This is a genomic window from Catenuloplanes nepalensis (assembly GCF_030811575.1).
Classification (GTDB): Bacteria; Actinomycetota; Actinomycetes; order Mycobacteriales; family Micromonosporaceae; genus Catenuloplanes; species Catenuloplanes nepalensis.
The window spans coordinates 3920851-3941413 of sequence record NZ_JAUSRA010000001.1 but is presented as its reverse complement, the minus strand read 5'-3'; the positions used below and the strand labels follow the sequence as shown (position 1 = coordinate 3941413).

Below are 20563 nucleotides of genomic sequence, written 5' to 3'. Positions count from 1 at the left end.
AGTGGACGGGTGATCGACAGATTCAATCCCCCGGCCGTCCACCCGCCGGACGGCTACCACCACGTGACGATCTCGCAGGTGGGCCGGCTGGCGCACCTCGCCGGGCAGTGCCCGGTCGACCTGTCCGGTGCGGTGGTCGGCGAGCCCGGCGACTACGCCGCCCAGACCGCGCAGACGGTGACGAACTGCCTGGCGATCCTCGCCGCTGCCGGCGCCGGCCCGGCGGACGTCGTCCGGTCGGTCGTCTACGTGGTCAGCCCGGACAGCGCGGTGCTCTCCGCGGTGTGGCGGCAACTCCACGCATCACCGCTGGCCGAAGCGTTCACCACGGCCAGCACGCTGCTGGGCGTGGCGTCGCTCGGCTACTCGGGACAACTCGTCGAGGTGGACCTCACCGCCGCGCTCCCGGACTGACAGCGCATCGGGCCGGGTCACTGCGAGCGCGGCAGCCGTCATTCCCGCGCCGGTGATCGCATACCCTCGTGCGCATGATCGAGTCCTCCCGGATCTGCCGCTGCGTCATCTGCCACGACTACGGCGATCGCGGAGCCTACGACGACGCCGACCGTGGCGTGATCGACAACGTGGAGAAGTTCGGGTGGAGCGTCACCGGTGTCCCGGCGGACGAGACGGGCCCCGGCTGGGCGTACACGATCGGCCGCTGGCACAGCCGTGGTGAGCCGGAACTGGCCATGTTCGGGCTCGACCTGCGCGTCATGCAGTCCTGCCTGAACATCCTCGGCGAGCGCGACGGCCTCGCCGACGGCCAGGACCACGACGACGTCGTCAACGGCTATCCGCTGCGGCTGCGGTCCGTCGACCCGGAATGGTTCCGGGCCTTCTTCGGCCAGGGCATGTGGTTCTACCGCCACCCGCCGATCCCGTTCCTCGAGGTCGTCTGGCCGGACCGCACCGGCACGTTCCCCTGGGACACCGGCAGCCTCACCCAGCCCCACCTCTGGCTGACCCCCGCCGACCACCCCAAGGGCACCTGGACCCAGGACGTCTGACCGGCCCACGCCTCGCCGGCGCTCACGCGGGCCGCCGCGGCTGCCGGATGGTTCGAGTCGACCGCGCCGGGCGGCATCTCGTTCAGGAACTCGACGCCTCCGCCAGCATCGTTTCGATCCTGTTCAGGCTCTGCACCGAGTAGTCCAGCTCCGGCATCGACTCCGCCGGCGCCGCCGCGACCCGTCTCACCTCTTGGTCAAGCTCATCCGTCACCCGCCAGAGGATGCCACGGCCGATCCACCCCCGGCCTCGTTCGGCGGAGCCGCCGATTCGCTTGACGAAGCGGAACCGAGTTCCGTATGTTTGCGGAACAGGGTTCCATTTCTTGCGGGAGGTCTCGCGTCATGAGTGTTCTGGTCACCGGCGGGCTGGGTTTCATCGGGTCGCACACCGTGCGGGCGCTGCGCGAGCTGGGGGAGGAGTGCGTGTTGGTGCAGCGGCGGGCCGCCACCGGCGCCGTCGAGGACGGGGTCACGGTCGAGCAGGGCGACATCCGGGATCTTGCGTCGCTGCGGGCGATCGGGGAGCGGCACCGGATCGGCGGGATCGTGCACCTCGCGGGCTCGATGCCGTGGCCGCCCAGCGCGGACGCGCCGGTCGAGGACGCGCGCCGGGCGCTCGGCAGCCTGTTCAACATCATGCAGGTCGCGCAGGACTGGGGCGTGCGGCGGGTGGGCGTGGCCAGCACCATCGGCGTCTACCTGTCGAGCGGCCTGAACGAGGGCGCGCTGACCGAGGACATGCCGCTCTCGGTCGGCGCCGCGCACCTGATCCCGACCTTCAAGAAGGTCGGTGAGCTGCTCGGCGGCTATCTCGCGGACGCCACCGGCATCGAGGTCGTCAACTACCGCATCTCCGGCACCTGGGGGCCGCGCGGCCACAGTGACCCGTTCTTCGCCGCGCCCGCGCTGATCCACGCGGCCGCCCGGGGTGTCGCGCCGGACTTCTCCGCGCTGGTGGCCGCGCCGTGCGCGGAGGACGCGCTCGACCTGTGCTACGTCAAGGACACCGGCCGTGCGATCGCGCTGCTGCAACTGGCCGGCAAGCTCGACCACGCCACCTACAACGTCGCCTCCGGCCGGGCCACCTCCAACGCCGAGATCATCGCCGCGATCCGGGCCACCGTCCCGGACGCCGACGTCGACCTGCCCACCGGCGCCGCCACCGCGCCGCGGGCCTGGCTCGACATCACCCGCCTGCGCGAGGACACCGGCTTCACCCCGGAGTACGACACCGCACGCGCGGCCGCCGACTACATCGCCTGGCTGCGCGCCGGCAACGTCAGCTGAGCAGACCCCGCCGGTACGCGACCGCGACCGCGGACGCCCGGTCGCGCGCGCCGAGGCGGTCGTAGATGCGCGGCAGGGCACGCTACAGCTGAAGCCGGCCGCGATCGGGCCGGTCGACGTGGTCGACGCTGCGCGTTCCGGCGCGCACTCGGCTGAGCTACCGTGCCTTCATGAGGCGCGCGATGATCCCCGGGTTGGCGGCGGCCCCTCTGACGTACGAGGAGGCCGGCGCCACCCGGGCCGAGCCGATGCCCGGCGGCTATCACCACGTGCACCGCGACGTCAGCATCGGCCGCGGCCCCGAGGACTTCGCGCGGGCGGCCACCGCGCTGCTCACCTGGCGCATGCACGAGGCCGCCGGCCTGTCCGTCATCCATGCCGACGGCCCGGCCGCACCGGGCGCCGTCGTCGTGTTGCAGCTTCCCCCGCGCTTCCTCATCCCGTGCCGCGTCGTCTACACCGTCGACGAACCCGGCCGGCGCGGTTTCGCCTACGGCACGCTGCCGGGCCACCCGGAGAGCGGCGAGGAGGCCTTCATCGTCATCCTGACCGACGCCGGCGACGTGCGAATCCACATCCGCGCGTTCAGCCGCCCCGCGACGCTCATGACGCGGGCCGCCGGCCCGATCAACCGGCTGGTCCAGCGGTACGCCACGGACCGCTACGTCTCCGCGCTCCAGCGCCTGGCTCGTACCGGATGAGATCGGGCCCGCGCGGCACAGCGGATCACCCGGGCGCGCCGGCGGTGTGACGCCCGCGCGCGGCCCCGGGTCAGCCGGCCAGCAGCCGCCAGCGGTTGTCGGCGCTGCCGTTGTCCGGGCGCTGGACGGCCTGGGTGCCCCAGGTCGAGGAGCCGCCGAGGACGCCGAGCAGTTTGCCGCTGTGGGCGTTGCGGATGCGTACCGTGCCGTCGCCGTTGTCGATCAGGGTCCAGCGGTGGTCCGCGGTGCCGGTGTCGGACCACTGCAGCACGCGCGCGTCGTCGGCGGTGGACATGTTCTCCACACCCAGCACCTTGCCGCTGTTGACGTTGCGGAACCGGACGTGGGCGCCGTCGGCGATGCGTTCCCAGCGGTGGTCGGCGGTGCCGGTGTCGCCCCAGACGACCGCCGGCCCGCCGTCGGCCGTCGACATGTCCTGGACGCCGAGGACCAGCCCGGACACGGCGTTGACCAGCTTGTACGTCGTCGTGGCCGCGGTGTTCCAGTAGACGGTGTAGTTGATGCCGTGCGCGTCGTGGAACGGCCGGAGGTTGACGGGCTGGCCGTTCGCGGTCGCGGTGAACGCGAGGCCGCCGGTGCGGGTGATCGACGCGACGGTCAGCGACGGCAGCGCGTTCAGCGTGGTGTCGCCGTAGTCGCCGCACAGCACGGCCGGCCCGTACGTGACGGCCTGCACCGCCGCGTTGTCGTTGGCCGCCTTCATGATCACCCGCATCGGCAGGCGTACCGTGACCGTGTCCCCGGCCGCCCACGCGCGCGTGACCACGGCGTAGCTGCCCGGGGTGACGGCGACGTTCTGCGCGGTGCCGTTGACGGCGATCGTCGCGCCGGCCGTCCACGCCGGGATCCGCACGCGCAGGCTCCACGAGCCGCTCATCGTGCCGGACAGCGTCAGCGTGCTGGTGTCGCTGACCGGGTAGGTGGTGGTCTGGGTGACCGTGATGCCGCGCTGCGCCCAGGTGAGCACGGACGGCACGAACAGGTTCACGGTCAGCGTGGTGCCGTTGTGGAAGTAGATCGAGTCCATCAGCTTGGTGTTCGTCTCCAGGCCGGTGCCCTGGCAGCACCAGAAGCTGTCGTAGTCGGTGCTCCACGTCCCGCCGCCCCAGGCCGGCCCGACCCCGCGCCGCCCGCCCGGCCGCAGCGGCGTGAAGTAGGTGACGTGCCCGTGCGCGCTGGCCGGGTTCTGCGCCCCGATCAGATGGTTGAGCAGCGCGGACTCGTAGTAGTCGAAGTACGCGGCCCGGTCCGGTTCGAGCAGCCACAACTCCCGCGTCAGATCCAGCATGTTGTACGTGTTGCACTGCTCGCAGGTGTCGTCGGTCAGGTAGCCGGCGATCGCGTGCGGCGGCCGGAAGTGCTCGGCCTGGCTGTTGCCGCCGATCGCGTACGTGTGCGCGCCGACCGTGATGTTCCAGGCGTTGGCGGCGATGTCGCGGTAGCGGGTGGTGCCGGTGGCCTTGAACTCCCGCGCCGCGCCGATCCACTTCGGCACCTGCGTGTTCGCGTGCAGCCCGTTGAGCTGGTCCTGCCCGGACGCGAGCGGGGTGAACACGGCCTGGTGGTCGAAGCGCTGGGCGACGGTGAGCCACCGCTGGTCCCCGGTCTGCTGGTAGAGGTCGGCCAGCACCGCGTTCATCCCGCCGAACTCGGTGCCGAGCATCGCCTGCATCTGGGCGGTGCTCAGCCGCGCGGTGCGGGTGTCGACCCAGGCGGCCAGCGCGAGCAGCACGGTGCGGGCCTGGTCGGTGCCGATGTGACGCCACACGTCGAGCAGGCCGGCCATCGTCTTGTGGATGCAGTAGTAGGGCACGTTGCCGTTGGTGAGCGTGCGGTTCTCGACCGCGGTGATGTCCGACTCCGGGAACCCGGACAGGTAACCGGCGGTGAACCCGGCCGCAGCGTTGTTCGCCTGGCACTTCGCCAGCTCGGCCACTATGTGGTTCGCCTTGTCCCGGCAGGTGGTGTCGCCGAGCACCGCCCAGGCCTGCGCCCACGCGGTGAGGAAGTGGCCCTGCGTGTGCGACCGGAACGGGAACGTGGGCGCGTCCCAGCCGCCGTTCGCCGCGGCACCGCCGGTGGAGAGCCGGTGGTTGGCGCGGAAGACGTAGAGCAGCCGGCCGGTGTCGACCGCGCGCAGGTAGGTCAGCGTCCGGTTCTGGTTGTCCAGGAACCGGCCGGCGGTCAGCCGGACCTGGCCGAGCGGGAACGGGTGCGCGCCGACGCCGAGGTCCGGGCGGACCGGCGGGATCTCGGCGGCGGAGGCGGGCGTGGCACCGGTGAGGCTCGCGGTGGCCGAGACGATCGCGCCGGCACCGGCGAGGCGCAGGACGTGGCGGCGGGGCAGCGGTGCGAATGGCATGGGACGCTCCGATGTAGGGGTCATTCTCGCATTTCCCGGGCAGGACGATTCACGGCCTCGGCCGCATTCGATGTTAGCGCTCACATGCGTTGCGGCGGCCTGACTCCCGCGCGATTGACATTCAGATCTGGCTATGTTGCCACAGTATTTCGCCGAGTTCAAGAGGTGGCCGAAGGGGGACGGTTTCAGCAGTTCAGAGCGTCGTGAATTAATCTCCACGACGATGCGACACCCCGCACAAGGCGTGAACAACACATTCTCAATGCCAATTCAGCGGTACGCCGAGAGCGCGGGATACCGCCGAAAGTAATGTTGTGGCGATATTCGAATGGGTGTGTACCGTACCGGCGCGAAGATGCAGCTCCGGGGCTGCGACGGCGGCACCGTCCGGCGCTGGAGCGCTCCCTGTCCGGCGGCGGCGCCCCGCTCCGGACGGCCCGGTAGCCGGGCGAGTGTGCTCAGCTTCCCCCGTTCCCGGCCGATGCTGCCGGTGGAGACCGTGCACGGTGCTGACCGTGCACGGTGCTGCCGGTGGAGGAGGCGGTGGTGCGATACCCGACGTCGTGGATGACGCGCTGGCTGAGTGGTACCGATACGATGCTCGGCCAGGTCCGTACCCTCTTCTTCGGCTTCCTGCTCCTATGGCCGCTCTTCGGCCTGTGGGGCGTCGATCCGCACGGTGACGCGCGACGGGTCGTGCTGGCCGTGGCGCTGACCCTGGTGTTGCAGGCCTGGTCCTACCTGGGCTATCAGCGCCAGCGGTTCCCGGCGTGGAGCTGGGTGCCCGAGGGCGCCTGCGTGTTCCTGGTGGCCGGCACGTCGGACTTCGACGCCACCATCGGGCTGTGCTTCATGTGGGTGAACTTCCGCGCGCTGTACGGCCGGCTGTGGGAGAAGGGCCTCGCCGCGGTGGTCCTCGTCGCCGGCATGGTCGGCGGTGCCGTCCTGACCGACGTGAGCCTCGGCGCCTCGTTCTCGTTGCTGGTCACCGCGCTGCTCGCGCTGATGGTCCAGCACGTGCTGGCGCGCGGCAGCGGTGCCCGGGACCGCGCGGCCGCCCGGGAGAGCGCCATGGCGTCGGCCGGTGCCGGGCTGGCGGCGTCGACGACCCGGGAGGACGCGATGGACGTCGCGCTCGGCGCCGCGCTCGCGCTGGACCGGCAGGTGAGCGCCGCCCTGATCTTCACGGTCGCGGGTCCGGCCCTGCACGTGGTCGCGGCGGCCGGACGGGTCGGTGACGAGGCCACCGGCTGGGTGACCGAGCTGGACCGGCTGCCCCGCGAGGTACGGGACCTGCTGCGCGACGGCGGCTACCTGGTGGTCGTGGACGGCGACGCGGAGGCGCTCACCGAGACCCTGCGGCTGCCGAAACACCGCGCGGTCGCGCTCGCCCCGCTGGTGGCGCACGAGCACGCGTTCGGGATGCTGGTCCTCGCGCTGGACCGGCGCCCGATCGGCGAGCTGGCCGCGCCGGTGACCACGCTGGCCGGCGAGACCGCGCTCACCCTCGACCAGCTGCTGATCCGCTCCCGGCTCAGCGTCGTCGTCGAGCACCTGCCGGACGCGCTGCTGCTGGCCGGGGAGGCCGGCACGATCCGGTTCGCGAATCCGGCGGCGCGCGCGATGCTGGGGTGCACCGGGACCGAGCTCGTCGGGCGGGCCCTCTGGAGCCTGCTGCATCCGGACGATCTTCCCTCGGTGCTGGAGGCGGCCGGGGCGTCGGCGCGGCTGTGCCGGATCCGTGGCGCGGCGGACGCGCCATGGGTCGAGGTGGAGGCGCTGCTGGAGTACGCCAGCGAGCACGACGGCTCCCGCAGCATCGTGTTCACCGGGCGGGACGTCTCCGAGCGGCAGCGGCTGGAGCTGGAGCTGCGGCACGCGCAGAAGCTGGAGTCCATCGGCCGTCTCGCCGCCGGCATCGCGCACGAGATCAACACACCGATCCAGTTCATCGGCGACAACGTGCGGTTCATGCAGGACTCCTTCGCCGACCTGGTGCGGCTGTGGTCGACCTACCGGGAGGTCGCGGCGGCGGCCGGGAACCCGCCGGAGCTGCACGCCGTCGACGAGACGGCCGAGGACATCGAGATGGACTACCTCATGGAGGAGGTGCCGAAGGCGATCTCGCAGACGCTCAACGGCGTTCAGCGAGTAGCCGGCATCGTCCGGGCGATGAAGGCGTTCGGGCACCCCGGCGGCGAGGAGAAGGCGCCGGCGAACCTCACCGAGGCCATCCTGAACACGCTGGTGGTGGCCAACAACGAGATCAAGTACGTCGCCGACGTGCAGACGGACCTGGCCGACCTCCCACCGGTCTACTGCCATCTGGGCGACATCAACCAGGTCGTGCTCAACCTGCTGGTCAACGCGGCCCACGCGATCGCGGCCGCGGACCGGGGCCGGGGCACCATCCGGGTCGCCACCCGGATGGACGGCGAGCACGTGCTGATCGAGGTCGCCGATACCGGCACCGGCGTGCCCCCGGAGATCGCCGACAAGCTGTTCGAGCCGTTCTTCACCACGAAAGAGGTCGGCACCGGCACCGGTCAGGGCCTTCCGCTGGTACGGACGCTGGTCACCGACCGGCACGGCGGCACGATCGACTTCACCAGCGAGGTCGGCGCCGGCACGGTCTTCACCGTCCGGCTCCCGGCTCTCTCTCCCGGGTTGTCGAGCCCGCCCGGCGTGCTCTCCGAGGCGGCTCCGTGACGTACCGTCCGCACATCCTCTTCGTCGACGACGAGCCGATGGTCATCGAAGGGCTCGGCCGCATGCTCCGGCCCTGCCGGAAGCGGTGGGACATGTCCTTCGCCGGCGGCGGCGAGGCCGCGCTGGACGTGCTGCGGGCACGCTCCTGCGACGTGGTCGTGACCGACTACCGCATGCCCGGGATGGACGGCGCCGCGCTGCTGGAGCGGGTCCGCACGGACCATCCCGGCACGGCCCGGGTGATCCTGTCCGGGCAGACCAACGAGGACAACCTGCTCCGGATCATGGTGCTGGCGCACGAGATGCTGACCAAGCCCGCCACCCCGGAGGAACTGATCGCCACGATCGACCGGCTGCTGGCGGCCCGGCTCGCCGCCTACGGGGAGCGGGAGCGCGTGGTGGCGTTCGTGGAGTCGCTGCCCAGCCCGCCGCGCACGCTCGTCGGCCTGATCGCCGCGCTGGAGTCCGAGGACACCTCCGCCGACGTGGTGGGCGCCATGATCGAGGAGGACCCGGCCGTCACCGCACAGGTGCTGCACCTGGTGAACTCGTCGGCGTACACCGCGGGCCGGCGGATCAGCGACGTCGGGCAGGCCGTCGCGCTGCTCGGGCTGCACACCGTCCGCGGGCTGGTCCTGATGCACGACCTGGTCCGCGTCTTCGACGCCGGTGACGCGCTGCCGGCCTCGTGGATCGACGGGCTCACCCGGCACGCCATCGAGACGTCCCGGCTGGCCCGCCGGCTCGGCGCCGGCACGGAGTGGCAGAGCCAGGCGTTCAGCGCCGGCCTGCTGCACGAGGTGGGCCAGCTCGTCCTGGCCTCGGCCCGGCCCGCGGACTTCCGGACGGCGCTGGACAGCTGGACGGCCGCCGACACCGCGCTCGAGGACTCCGAGCGGCGGGTCCTGGAGGTCTCGCACGTCCAGGTCGGCACCAGCCTGCTCGGGCTCTGGGGACTGCCGGCCACGGTCATCGCGGCGGTCGCGGGCCACACCACGCCACCGCCGGCCGGCCCGGTCACCTGCCCGGCCGAGGCCGTGGCGCTGGCCCATCTGATCGTGGAGACGGACCTCGAACCGGTCTGCGGATCGGCCGCCGCGCTCGACGAGACCACGCTGGACGACGCCGCGCGGGAGGCGATCAGCCGGTGGCGCCGGGATCGGGCGGGCTGACCTGCTGCGGGTCCAGCACCATCAGCGGCTCGGCCACGCCGTCCTCCAACTCGGCGAAGTTCCGCAGCCGGGTCAGCAGGCCTGGCGTGACCTCCGGCCCCGCGTTGACCAGCAGCACGCCGGACAGGCTCGTCACCGGCGCGGCCAGCACCATCCCGCACTGCAGCTCGGCCAGCGCGACCCCGCGCACCCCACCGGCCGCGGCGGCGACCGTGGCCAGCGCCTCCAGCAGCACCGGGTCGTAGCGGCCGGCCTGGGAACGCAGCGTCGCGATCGCCACGGCCGGGACGGCGCCGCCGGACAGCAGCTCGTCGTGCGCCTCGACCAGGTGCAGCAGCCGGCCACCGAACGGGATCGACTCCCCGGCCGTGCCGTCCTGCGGCGGCCCCGAGCCGTCGAAGCCCTTCCGGGAGTAGCGGATCGCCTCCGCGACCACGCCCAGCCGCGGAATCGGCGAGATCAACTGCTCCGCGACCTCGGTCATCCGGTCGGTCATCGCCTGCTCGGCCTCGCTGAGCTCGGCGCCCGCGGCCAGCCGGTCGGCCACCGCCGGCGGCAGCGACACCACGCCGAGCTGCGACATCTGCACGGCCAGCTCGGCCGCCCACCGGTCCTCGACCTCGACGACGTCCAGGATCGCGGACGCCACGCGGCGCATCCGCGTACCCCGGCCGAAACCGGCGGGGCTGACCAGCGACAGCACCTCGGTCAGCGCCTGCACGCTGCCCCGCAGGGTCTGCTCCAGCAGCTCACGCTCCGCGACGACCAGCCGGTGCTGTGCCACGCAGTCACGCAGCGCCGCGCTCATCGTCTCCGGGTCGACCGGCTTGAGCAGCATCCGGAACACGCCGCCCTGATTGACCGTGAGCGCCGCGTCCGCGAGGTTCGTGTGCCCGGTCAGCAGCATCCGGGTCGCGGACGGCACCGCCTTCTTCGCCGCGGCCAGGAACTGGGCGCCGTTGATGCCGGGCATCATGAAGTCGGAGACGATGACCTCGAACGGCGCGCCCTTGCCGAGCGTGAACAACCCGTTCGCGGCGCCGACCGCGGTCTCGACGTCGAACTCCCGCCGCAGCTGCCGGCGCAGGCCGTCGAGCAGGTCCGGTTCGTCGTCCACCAGCAGGATGCGCGGCGAGCCACCCGATCCAGCCATCACTGTCCTCGCGCCTGACTCTCGCCGGTACGTACCGATGACCGGATTTTGGTGGTTGAAGGGTTGAGGATGAGTCTGGCATATCGGGATCTGCCGGACAGGAGAATCGGAGCGATGCCCGGTCGCTCTCAGGTGGTGGCCGTCACCGCCGATGGAGGTGGGGAGGTGTCGTCGTGGACGGCTTGGAGTTGCGGAGCGGCGGGTGACCCCGGTCCGGTCGTTGCTGCGCACCGCGGGCTTCGCCGGCCTGTACGTTATCGCCGCCTATGCCGGGCGGCTGACCGTCATGGACGGCACGAACCTGAGTCTGGTGTGGCCCGCCGCGGGGGTCTCGGCGGTGTGGTTCCTCGCCCAGCGCACGTCGCGCTACCGCTGGGCCGACGTCCTCGCGCTGTCCGCGGTGACGATGGCCGTGAACATGGCCACCGGCGCGTCCGCGACGCTGTCCCTCTTCTTCGTCGCGGCGAACCTGGCGCAGGCCTTCGTGTTCGTCCTGCTGTTCCGCCGCTGGCTGGGTCACCTGTGGGGTGGTGGCGGCGACCGGCCCCTGGCGCGGCTGCACGAACTGTGGCGCCTGGTCGCGGCGTCGCTGCTGAGCACCGCGTCAGGTGCGTTGATCGGCCCCACCGGCGTGTGGGTGATCAACGGCGTCTACTCCTGGTCGGCGACCGCGGTCTGGATGACCCGCAACACCGTGAGCATCCTGCTCATCGGCACCGCCGGCATCCGCCTCGGGCACCTGCTGCACCAGCATTTCGCCGTCCACCGTCGCTCTACGGGCGGACTGCGGACGGCCTGGACGGTGATGCCGTTCTCGCGCAAGGGCGAGTACCTCGCCGTCGTGGTGCTGTCCGCCGCCGGCTACTACGCGGTCTTCGGCGCCGACCACGGGCTGCCGCTGGCGTTCGTGGTCCTCGTGATGACGGTGTGGGCCGGCCTGCGCCTGCACACCGCGTTCGTCATCGTGCACGACGTGACCTTCGGCTCGGCCGCGGTGCTGTTCACCCTGCACCACTCCGGCGTGTTCGCGTCCATCGCCGAGCACGCCACCCGCGCGCTGGTCGCACAGCTGTTCGTGGGCATCATCGCCGTGGTCGGCCTGGCCCTCGCGCTGGGCCGCGACGAACGCACCGCGCTCATCGACGACCTCAGGGCGGAACGCCACGCGGCCGCCGGCCAGGCCGAGCTGATGACCGCGATCATCGACGCGATGAGCGAAGGACTCACCGTCATCGACGAGCGCGGCCGGTTCCTGCTGCGCAACTCCGCCTCCCGGCGCCTGCTGGGCGGCGTCGTCAGCGCCACGGAAACGCTCGCCAAGCCGGACTTCTACGGGCTGTTCCACCCCGACGGCACCCCGATGAGCGTCGCCGAGATGCCCCACCGCCGCGCCCTCGCCGGTGAGGACGTCGCCGGCGTCGACATCCTGGTCCGTAACGCCGGCATCCCGGAGGGGCGGATCGTGAGCGTGAGCTCCGTGGCGCTCACCGGCCGGCGGGAAGGCCACCGCTGCGCCGTCACCGTGTTCCACGACGTCACCGCCGAACGCCGCCACCGCGACGAGCTCAGCGCGTTCGCGGGTGTCGTCGCCCACGACCTGCTCAATCCGCTGGCCACGATCGACGGCTGGACCGGGCTGCTCACCGGGACCTTCGACGACGCCCCCGACGACCCGATCGCCGTCGAGGCGGCCGACGGAATGCATCGCATCCAGCGCGCCGCCGACCGGATGCGGCACATGATCAACGACTTGCTCGCCTACACCACCGCCCGCGACGCCACGATCCGCGCGACCGACGTCGACCTCGGCGCCGTCGTCACCGACATCGCGTCCGCCCGCATCGACCAGGCCCGGAGCAACCGTGCCGTCGTGCCGTTGTTCCGCCTCGCCGACATGCACCACGTGCACGCCGACCGGGCTCTGGTGCGCCAGCTGCTCGACAACCTGATCAGCAACGGGATCAAGTACGTCGCCGACGGCGTCGTCCCGGAGCTCACCATCGGCACCGCGATCGTCGACGGCATGGTCGCCGTGACCGTGGCCGACAACGGCATCGGCATCCCGGCCGGGGAACACGAGAACATCTTCGACAACTTCCACCGCGCCCACCGCACCGCCGAATACGCCGGCACCGGCCTCGGCCTGGGCATCTGCAAGCGGATCGTCGAACGGCACGGCGGCGCCATCACCGTCACCGGCAACCCGGACGGGCCCGGCTCCCGCTTCACGTTCACGCTGCCCGCCGACGACTCCACGACGGCCCCGCCGGCTCCGCAGCACCGGCGCACGACCGACGGGGACGCCCGGCCGGCCCGGGAACGGCGCGAGCCGGTGATCGCACCGGCGCCCGACGGTCCCGCCGAGCCGCCCGGCGAGGGCTTCCAGCAGACCGCCCGTCTCGTGTTGGACTACCTGCACGACGAGATGCCGCTGGCGTTCTGGGCCATCACCCGCGTGGAGGACGGCCGGCAGAGCTACCTCTACCTCGACGCCGACAACGGCTACGGCCTGCGCCAGGGCGACAGCCATCCCTGGGAGGACAGCTACTGTAGCCACATGGCCGCCGGACGTGCCCCGGCCGTGGCCGCCGACGCACGGGCCGTGCCCGCGTACGCGAAGGCGGCGATCAACGACGTCATCGACATCGGCACCTACGCCGGCGCGGTGATCACCGAACCCGACGGCACCCTGTTCGGCGCCATCTGCGGGCTCGATCCGCAGACCCAGGCCGCCGACTCCCGCATCGCCCGCGCAGAACCGCTCCTCGCGCTGCTCGGCCACCTGCTCACCACCGCCCTGGCCGCCGACCGCGCCCAGGACCGCGCCACCCATGCCATGCTGCGCGAACACCTGAGCGCCGAGACCGATGCGCTGACCGGCCTGCCCAATCGGCGGGCGTGGCACCGCCTGCTCGACGAGGCCCGGTCACGATACGAACGTCTCGCCGATCCCACCGCCGTGGCAATGCTCGACCTGGACAACCTCAAGGCCATCAACGACGGCCAGGGACACGCCGCGGGCGACGCCTACATCGCCGCGGCCGCGACCGCCGTGCGTGCCGCACTGCGCGACACCGACATCGTCGCCCGGCTCGGCGGCGACGAGTTCGGGCTGCTCCTGCCCCGATGCACCACCACCGACGCCGACCTCATCATCGCCCGCGTCTACGCCGCCCTGGACGCCGCCGGTGTCTCCGCCTCGATCGGCTGGGCGCCCGTGACGATGCAGGCCGGCTTCGACACCGCGCTCGCCCAGGCCGACGCCGCGATGTACGCCACGAAACACCAGCGCCAGAGATCGCTGCCCACCGACCGCGGCGCACCGTGAAACCGGCCGCGGCGCACCGTGAAAATGCCGCCGGACACGGACGTACCGCCAAGGAAGTAGTGGGTGTTGGCCAGCGCGATGAACAGCAGTGCGGCCCGCGCTCGACGCGGAGCTGGAACGCACCCGCAAGCGCGGCTACGCGATCGACGAGCAGGAGAACAGCATCGGTCTGCGGTGTTACGCCGTGGCCCTGCCCTATGTGGACCCACCGGTCGACGCGATCAGCGTCTCGATCACGCTGGCCCGCCTGTCCACCCAGCGTGAGCTGGAGGTCGTCGACCTGTTGCGGCAGATGCGCGGCCGGATCACGCGCGTGGTCAACCCGATGGGCCTCGGCGCCTACTGATTGAACAGCAGCTGAACGTCCGCATCGGACGATCTGCCGGGCATACAAGATCTGCTATGAATGATCTCCGTGAGATTACTTTTACGTGCGGTAACCGCCGCGCTCCTGGTCAGCGGATTCGTGATAGCGACCGAGAACCAGGCCCTGGCCGCGGTCACCCCCGCCGCCCGGCTCCTGGGCAACCCCGGTTTCGAGTCCGGCCTCTCCAACTGGACCACCGACAACGCGGGCGCGACCGCGGTCGTCACCTCCCCGGTGCACGGCGGCAGCGGCGCGGTCCGCATCACCGACACCTCCACCACCAGCGGCGTCAGCGTGCGCAGCGCGCACCTGGCCGTCCTGCCCGGTGAGGAGATCACCGCCTCGATCTGGGCGCAGCAGACGGCCGCGGGGGCCGGCGGCTCGCTCTACCTGGAGTTCTGGAACGCGGCCGGCAGCCGCACCACGCCGGTCGTCGCGGCCGACGCGGCCACCTCCACCGCCTGGCAGAAGCTGACCGCGGTCGGCACCGTCCCGGAGGACGCGGTCACCGCGACCGTCCTCGCCTACACGTCCTGGGCCGACAACGGCGTCACCTACTGGGACGACGCCGCCGTCGCCGCGCTGCCGCCGCCGCTGCGCAAGGTGCCGAACGCGTCCTTCGAGGAGCGGCGCAACACCGAGGTCCCGACCCAGTGGACCTCCACCGGGCAGAGCTGCGCCGGCCCGTCCTGCCCGGTCCAGCTGCTGCGCGGCACGGTCGCGCACGGCGGCACCGGCTACGTCCTGATCAACGACACGTCCGCCGACGAAGCGATCTCCGTGCTCAGCGACGCGGTCCCGGTCAGCGTCGGCGAGACGATCACCGCGTCCGCGTTCGCGCACCGGCTCAGCGGCGACGGCGCCCGGATCTACCTGGAGTTCCGCGACTCGGCCGGCACCCGGATCGGCGTGCACGACACGGTCGTCCCGGCCGGCTCCGGCTGGCAGAAGGTCAAGGTCAGCGGCACCGCGCCGTCCGGGACCACCACGCTCACCGTCCGGCTCTACGGCGACCTGGCCGGCGTCGGCCAGGCCCGCTGGGACGACGTCGAGCTGCGCTCCAGCGCGGACACGGCCGACAGCGCCACGCTCGCGGCCGGCGCCCCGGTGCTGTTCGTCGGAGACCAGCGCGTCGAGTCGTACACCGGCGTCGAAAGGGTCGTTCACCCCGGCACCAAGGGCGCGAACGACGGCAGGGTGCTGACCGGCACCGGCGCCGGCACCTGGGACGCCAACCCGCGGATGGGCGGCACCGTGCTGCCCGGGATCTTCCCCGGCGAGCCCGCGTTCACCATGTGGTACCAGACCAGCACCGGCACCGGCCGGGCGATCAGCAACGACGGCATCACCTGGAGCCGCGACGGCCGCACCTCGACCGTCTATTCCGGCGGCCCGCAGGGCGTCGTCCGCAACCCGGCCTGGGTTCCCGGCGCCACCGTGCCGAAGTTCTTCATGATGGCCGCCGAGAACATGACCTACATCGGCAAGCAGTCCAACGACGGGATCACCTGGTCGGCCGTCCCCGGCGCCCGCGGCATCCCCGGCTTCGACGTGGCGACGGCCACCTACGACCCGGCGACCCGGCGATTCGTCGCGATGATCAAAAACCAGCTGAACGCGCCGTACGGGCCGCGCACCACCTGGGTGTCGTACAGCACCGACTTCAAGACGTGGACGACGCCGTCGCCCTCGTTCGCGGCCGACCTGGTCGACGACGCGCGCATCCCGGCCGGTGCCGGCCGGCTCGGCACCACGGCGTGGAGCGAGGTCTACGGCATGCCGGCGATCCGCTACGGCGACCAGTACCTCGGCGTGCCGTGGATCTTCGACATCGTCTACAGCCCGAACCCGTTCGGCAACCCCGGGACGGACAAGGGCCGCAGCCACCTCGGGGTCGCCGCCTCCCGCGACCTGGTCAACTGGAGCCGCCCGGACCGGGGCGACCTGGTCGCGCCGGGCCCGGCGGGCAGCTGGGACTACGGCTTCAACCTGTCCAGCAACGGGTTCGTCACCGTCACGCTGCCGGACGGCACGTCGCAGACCCGCCTCTACTACGGCGCGTTCAGCGGCGAGCACCTGTGCGACAGCGCCGCGATCAACGCCGGTCAGTGCACCACCCCCTACGGCCCGTCCAACGTCGGGATGGTCTCCTGGCCCACCGACCGGTTCGCCTCGTTCCACGCGGACGGCGCCGGCGTGGTCACCACCCGTCCGCTGACCGCGGCCGGGAACGCGCTCACCGTCAACTACAAGCCGGCCGCGGCCGGTGACTCCCTGCGGGCCGAGGTCCTCGACGTCAACGGCAACCCCATCCCGGGGTACGCCGCGGCCGACTCGATCCCGGTGACCACCGACGCGCTCGCCCCCGGCGTGCGCGTGGCCTGGACCGGCGGTAACACGCTCCCGGCCGGCGCCGTACGGCTCCGGTTCCACCTCGACGGCGGCGACCTGTACTCCTTCGCCGCCAACTGATTCCCGGTGGCCCTCTCCCGCTCCGGGAGGGGGCCACTTTCCGCCTCAGCATCGTAGACGGACAAAACGGCGGTCAGACCGCGCGCCCGCGTTGCTAACGTCCCGCCCTGATGACGCAGCGCCTCGACTTCGTCGGCAGATCGGCCGAGACCGAAATCCTCCGCCGAGCGTGGCAGTCGGCCCGGGACGGCGGCGGGGCCCGGCTGGCCGCGGTGCACGGGCCGGCCGGCATCGGCAAGACCGCGCTGGTCCGGCAGGTGCTGGCCACGACGGACGGCGCACCGACGATCATCCGGGTCAGCGCGGACCGGGCCGGTTTCGTGCAACCCTGGGCCGTGCTCGGCGCGATCCTGCGCGAGTTCGCCGCGCACGGCGAGACGGCCGGCCCGCCGGCCGAGACCGCGGACCCGTTCCTGGTCGCCACGACCGTGGCCGGGCTGCTCACACGTGCCGGCGGCCTGATCCTGTTCCTCGACGACGCGCACCGCATCGACGTGCCCTCGCTGACCGCGCTGCGGCACGCGGCCGGCCGGGTCACCCGGCACCCGCTGCTGATCCTGCTGGCCTACCAGGCCGGCACCGACCCGGCCTGGCGGCTGACCGGCCCGGACGCCGACCCGGACCGCCCGCAGACCTGGGTCGACGAGTTCGACCCCGCCCGGACCGACGAGATCACGCTCGGCGGGCTGAGCGTCGAGGACCTGATGCGCGTCGCGCACGCGCGCGAACGGCCGCTGCCCACCGCGGCCGCGGTCCGGCTGCACGAGATCACCGGCGGCCACCCGGTGCACGCGGCCCACCTGATCGACCGCTACGACCCGGCCACGCTCACCGCCGCGATCGGCCCGCTGGACGCGCCGCCGGACGTGGCCCGCGCGGTCGCGGCCGGCCTCGCCGACCTGCCGCCCGACGTCCGCGACGTGATCATGACGGCGGCCGTGCTGGGCCGCCGGTTCAGCGTCGCGGACCTGCGCGAACTGTCCGGCACGGACGTCCGGGCCGCGCTCGCGACCGGGATCGAGGCCGGGCTGCTCGACGAGGAACCCGGCAGCGCCGGCCGCCGACTGCGGTTCGTCACCACGCTGGTCCGCGACGCCGCCTACGCCCGGCTGCCCGCCGACCGGCGCGGCGCACTGCACCGCGCCGCCGCCAGGCTCGGCGACCGGGACACGGTCTGGCACCGCGTCGCCGCCAGCGACGGCCCGGACGAGAACCTCGCCGAGGCGGTCGCCCGGGTGGCCGGCGTCGCGCTGCGCGAGGGCCGCCCGCAGCGCGCCGCGCAGTTCCTCACCCAGGCGCTGGAACTGACCCCGCGCGACAGCCCGCACCGCGCGGCCCGGCTGCTGGAAGCGGTTGAGCTGCTGCTCGTCTCCGGCGAGATCGCCACCGCGGTCCGCTACCTGGACGCGCTCGACGAGCTGCCGGCCACGCCGTGGCGCGCGTACGTGCGCAGCTACCTGCTGATGATCTCCGGTGACCTGGCCGCGGTCCGCTCCGGCTTCCAGACCGCGCTGGCCGAGATGGACGATGAGGCCCCAGCTGACCTGGAGGCGCGCATCTGCGGGCAGATCGCCATCCTCGGCATCGTCGAACTGCGGCACGACGAGACCGTGTCGTACGCCGACCGGGCGCTCGCGCTGCACCCGCGCGACCCGTCCGTGCTCACGTTCGCCTGGTTCGCCCGCAGCGTCGGCCTCGCCATGACCGGCCGCGGCCCGGAGGCCCTCGCGGCGCTGGCCAGCTCGACCGCGCTGGTGCGCGCGTCCGGCCTGGACGCGCTCGTCGCCCGCGGCATGATCCACCTCTGGACCGACGACCTGGACGCGGCCCGCCGCGACCTGACCGACGCGGTGCAGCGCGCCACCCGCGGCGAGTCGCTGCGGATCGGGCAGGCGCTGGCCTACCTGGCCGAGACCGAGTTCCGGCGCGGTGACCTGGACGCGGCCGTGCACCTGGCGCAGTGGGCCGCGGACGACGCCGAGGCCAACGGCCGGTTCTGGGACTTCGCGCTGGTCCGGGCGCTGCGGGCGTACCCGCACGCGGCCCGCGGCGACTGGCGGATCGCGGAGGAGCTGGTCCGCTCGTCCGGGAACACCGCGGTCACCCGGATCGGCCGCGCCTACTTCGCCGGCGGCCTGGCCGCGCTCGCCCAGGCCCGCGACGACCCGGGCGCGCTGCTCACCGCGGCCGACGACCTCGCCGCCGTGCTCGACGTCGGCGAACCCGGCACCCACCTCTACGGGCCCCTGCGCGCGGACGCGCTCAGCCGCCTCGGCCGGCTCGACGAGGCCACGGCCGAACTGGCCGCGTTCCGGGCCCGCTACGACCACCTGGGCCGCACGTCCGCGCTGATGGCCGCGGACCGGGTCGAGGCGCAGATCGCGCTCGCGGCCGGCCGGCCGGAACGCGCGCGGGACCTGATCTTCGACGCGCTGCGGGCCGCCGAACGGGTCGGCCTGCCGATCGAGGCCGGCCGGATCCGGGTGGTCGCGGCGCGCATCCTGGACGTGCTCGGCCGCCGCCGGGCCGCGGAACGCTTCCTCGGCCGGGCGCTGTACGCGTTCCGCGGCGCCGGTGCGTACGAGGCGCAGGCACGGGCACTCGCCGCCGCGGTGAACCTGCCGGTCGGGCGCCCGGCCGGGCACGGGCTCGGCGCGCACGAACGCCGCGCGATCCGGCTGCACCTGGACGGCGCGACGCACGCGGCGATCGGCGCCGCCATGCACTACAAACCGAAGAGCATCGAGAACATGATGCGCGCGATCCGCCACGTCAAACTCGAGATCCAGCCGGTCGAGGACGTGGACGCGGTGCTGGCCGAGGCGATCGCCGAGGGGGTCGCGGACGCGGATCGAGGGGATGTGCCCGGCCGCCGGCACCGGTAGACCTCTATGGCATGCGACGTTCCCTCCCCACCGCGGTCTTCCTGGGGAGACGCGGCGCCGGCAAGAGCTCGACCCTGAACCGGCTGTTCGCGCTCGGCCTGGACACCGACCCGCTGCACGAGTGCACCACCGGGCCGTCCGCGCACCGGAGGCGGCCCGGCGGCGGCCGCCCCTGGCTGATCGTCGACCTGCCCGCCGCCGACCCCGGCGAGCGCGCACACCACCGCCGCTGGCTGCCGCACGCGGACGTGATCGTCTGGATCACCCGGGCGAACACCCGCGCCTACCAGCAGGACCAGCGGTTCTGGCGCGACCACGCCCGGTTCGTGGCCACGGGCACCCGGCTGGTGCTCGCGGTCGGCGCGTTCGACACCCGGCTGCCCGGCCTGCCGGACACGGCCGACGACCCGCGCGCCGCCGACCTGGTCGGCCGGTGCCTGGCCGACGCCGGCGCCGGCATCATCCCGTTCACCTGGACCACCGTGGACCGCACCCGGGTCGTCCCGTACTCCGTCGAGGCCGGCTGGAACCTCGACCGGCTGCACCGCGAGATCTTCGAGGAGAGATGATGGAGCTGCCCGCCCCGCCCGCGATCTGCCTGTTCCGCGCCCGCCCGCGCCGCCGGACGCCCGGCCTGCCCGTCCCGCTGGCCCGCGCCGGCTGCTGCCGCGAGCCCGACCTGGTGCTGCTGATCAGCCGCGCCCGCCGCGCAGGCCACCGATGAGGGAGGCGGACGACCGGACCTGGCCGGGTGCTGCTGATCAGCCGCGGCCGGTGAGCGGTGCGGACGATCAGGCCCGGCCCGGTCCTGCTGATCATCTGCGCCCGCCTGGCCGGTCACCGATGAGCGATGTCGACGACCAGGACCGCCGGGACATCATCAACGCGCTCGACCGCGAGAATCCCGCCGCCCGGACCCGCATCCTGGCCACCCCGGACGCGTTCAGCGACTGGCTGCGCAGCACCCTCTACCTGATCTTTCTCAAGGCCCGCGACGACCTCGAACCCCTCTGGGCCTGGCTCCGCCTCGCCTACGCCTGACCATCCGGCCCGATCCGGCCGGGCGGACGGGAGCTGTCCGCGCCATCCGGCC

General features: G+C 72.7%; 16 protein-coding genes. 13 read left to right on the top strand and 3 right to left on the bottom strand.

Translation table 11 applies throughout. The features are described 5' to 3' along the window. Positions 1 to 9: 9 nt before the first annotated feature. On the top strand, positions 10 to 414 hold the full coding sequence (locus J2S43_RS16905; protein ID WP_306830254.1) for a RidA family protein: 405 nt from the start codon (positions 10 to 12) through the stop codon (positions 412 to 414). Between the two features lie 74 nt (positions 415 to 488). Further along, on the top strand, positions 489 to 1010 hold the full coding sequence (locus J2S43_RS16900) for a DUF4262 domain-containing protein (RefSeq protein WP_306830251.1): 522 nt from the start codon (positions 489 to 491) through the stop codon (positions 1008 to 1010). 82 nt (positions 1011 to 1092) lie between these two features. On the opposite strand, the gene J2S43_RS16895 is transcribed toward J2S43_RS16900, so the two are convergent. Further along, complete coding sequence (locus J2S43_RS16895; protein WP_306830248.1) at positions 1093 to 1224, bottom strand: hypothetical protein; 132 nt, start codon at positions 1222 to 1224, stop codon at positions 1093 to 1095. A gap of 131 nt (positions 1225 to 1355) precedes the next feature. Between J2S43_RS16895 and J2S43_RS16890 the strand changes: the two genes are divergently transcribed. Both J2S43_RS16890 and J2S43_RS16885 read left to right on the top strand, forming a co-directional pair. Next, positions 1356 to 2300 carry an NAD-dependent epimerase/dehydratase family protein gene (locus tag J2S43_RS16890; RefSeq protein WP_306830246.1) on the top strand — a complete coding sequence of 315 codons (945 nt, stop codon included), beginning with the start codon at positions 1356 to 1358 and terminating at the stop codon, positions 2298 to 2300. A 170-nt stretch (positions 2301 to 2470) separates the two neighbouring features. Next, on the top strand, positions 2471 to 3001 hold the full coding sequence (locus tag J2S43_RS16885) for a DUF1990 domain-containing protein (protein WP_306830244.1): 531 nt from the start codon (positions 2471 to 2473) through the stop codon (positions 2999 to 3001). A gap of 70 nt (positions 3002 to 3071) precedes the next feature. On the opposite strand, the gene J2S43_RS16880 is transcribed toward J2S43_RS16885, so the two are convergent. After that, positions 3072 to 5384, bottom strand: coding sequence for a beta-L-arabinofuranosidase domain-containing protein (locus J2S43_RS16880; RefSeq protein ID WP_306830242.1), 2313 nt, complete (start codon positions 5382 to 5384; stop codon positions 3072 to 3074). 546 nt (positions 5385 to 5930) lie between these two features. On the opposite strand from J2S43_RS16880, the gene J2S43_RS16875 reads away from it, so the two are divergent. Together J2S43_RS16875 and J2S43_RS16870 are read left to right on the top strand one after the other, a co-directional pair. Beyond that, positions 5931 to 8093 (top strand): ATP-binding protein, encoded by a 2163-nt coding sequence (locus J2S43_RS16875; RefSeq protein WP_306830240.1) that lies wholly within the window; start codon positions 5931 to 5933, stop codon positions 8091 to 8093. Beyond that, complete coding sequence (locus tag J2S43_RS16870) at positions 8090 to 9265, top strand: response regulator (RefSeq protein ID WP_306830238.1); 1176 nt, start codon at positions 8090 to 8092, stop codon at positions 9263 to 9265. Before J2S43_RS16875 ends, J2S43_RS16870 begins: the two co-directional genes overlap by 4 nt. Here J2S43_RS16870 and J2S43_RS16865 read toward each other — a convergent pair. Then, positions 9234 to 10418: an HD domain-containing phosphohydrolase gene (locus J2S43_RS16865; RefSeq protein ID WP_306830236.1), complete on the bottom strand. Its 1185-nt coding sequence runs from the start codon at positions 10416 to 10418 to the stop codon at positions 9234 to 9236. The two genes, J2S43_RS16870 and J2S43_RS16865, sit on opposite strands and share 32 nt — an antisense overlap. 202 nt (positions 10419 to 10620) lie before the next feature. On the opposite strand from J2S43_RS16865, the gene J2S43_RS16860 reads away from it, so the two are divergent. The 7 genes from J2S43_RS16860 (at position 10621) to J2S43_RS16830 (ending at position 20511) form a co-directional block, all read left to right on the top strand. Continuing rightward, positions 10621 to 13746 (top strand): diguanylate cyclase domain-containing protein, encoded by a 3126-nt coding sequence (locus tag J2S43_RS16860; protein ID WP_306830234.1) that lies wholly within the window; start codon positions 10621 to 10623, stop codon positions 13744 to 13746. 88 nt (positions 13747 to 13834) lie between these two features. Then, on the top strand, positions 13835 to 14092 hold the full coding sequence (locus tag J2S43_RS16855) for an IclR family transcriptional regulator domain-containing protein (RefSeq protein WP_306830233.1): 258 nt from the start codon (positions 13835 to 13837) through the stop codon (positions 14090 to 14092). 120 nt (positions 14093 to 14212) lie between these two features. After that, positions 14213 to 16585, top strand: coding sequence for a carbohydrate binding domain-containing protein (locus J2S43_RS16850; protein ID WP_306830231.1), 2373 nt, complete (start codon positions 14213 to 14215; stop codon positions 16583 to 16585). A 110-nt stretch (positions 16586 to 16695) separates the two neighbouring features. Then, positions 16696 to 19470, top strand: a complete 2775-nt coding sequence (locus tag J2S43_RS16845; protein ID WP_306830229.1) for an ATP-binding protein — start codon at positions 16696 to 16698, stop codon at positions 19468 to 19470. A gap of 11 nt (positions 19471 to 19481) precedes the next feature. Next, the gene (locus J2S43_RS16840) at positions 19482 to 20039 is read left to right on the top strand and encodes a GTPase (RefSeq protein ID WP_306830227.1); all 558 of its coding nucleotides are present in this window, start codon (positions 19482 to 19484) and stop codon (positions 20037 to 20039) included. Then, positions 20039 to 20194, top strand: a complete 156-nt coding sequence (locus tag J2S43_RS16835; protein WP_306830225.1) for a hypothetical protein — start codon at positions 20039 to 20041, stop codon at positions 20192 to 20194. The genes J2S43_RS16840 and J2S43_RS16835 overlap by 1 nt, the downstream gene beginning before the upstream one ends. A 119-nt stretch (positions 20195 to 20313) precedes the next feature. Continuing rightward, positions 20314 to 20511 carry a hypothetical protein gene (locus J2S43_RS16830; protein WP_306830223.1) on the top strand — a complete coding sequence of 66 codons (198 nt, stop codon included), beginning with the start codon at positions 20314 to 20316 and terminating at the stop codon, positions 20509 to 20511. Positions 20512 to 20563: the final 52 nt, after the last annotated feature.

Bases quoted from the DNA above. Each gene is read 5' to 3' on its own strand.
- J2S43_RS16900 (WP_306830251.1), top strand. From the start codon at position 489: ATGATCGAGTCCTCCCGGATCTGCCGCTGCGTCATCTGCCACGACTAC.
- J2S43_RS16890 (WP_306830246.1), top strand. From the start codon at position 1,356: ATGAGTGTTCTGGTCACCGGCGGGCTGGGTTTCATCGGGTCGCACACC.
- J2S43_RS16885 (WP_306830244.1), top strand. From the start codon at position 2,471: ATGAGGCGCGCGATGATCCCCGGGTTGGCGGCGGCCCCTCTGACGTAC.
- J2S43_RS16880 (WP_306830242.1), bottom strand. From the start codon at position 5,384: ATGCCATTCGCACCGCTGCCCCGCCGCCACGTCCTGCGCCTCGCCGGT.
- J2S43_RS16865 (WP_306830236.1), bottom strand. From the start codon at position 10,418: ATGGCTGGATCGGGTGGCTCGCCGCGCATCCTGCTGGTGGACGACGAA.
- J2S43_RS16845 (WP_306830229.1), top strand. From the start codon at position 16,696: ATGACGCAGCGCCTCGACTTCGTCGGCAGATCGGCCGAGACCGAAATC.
- J2S43_RS16840 (WP_306830227.1), top strand. From the start codon at position 19,482: ATGCGACGTTCCCTCCCCACCGCGGTCTTCCTGGGGAGACGCGGCGCC.
- J2S43_RS16835 (WP_306830225.1), top strand. From the start codon at position 20,039: ATGGAGCTGCCCGCCCCGCCCGCGATCTGCCTGTTCCGCGCCCGCCCG.
- J2S43_RS16830 (WP_306830223.1), top strand. From the start codon at position 20,314: ATGAGCGATGTCGACGACCAGGACCGCCGGGACATCATCAACGCGCTC.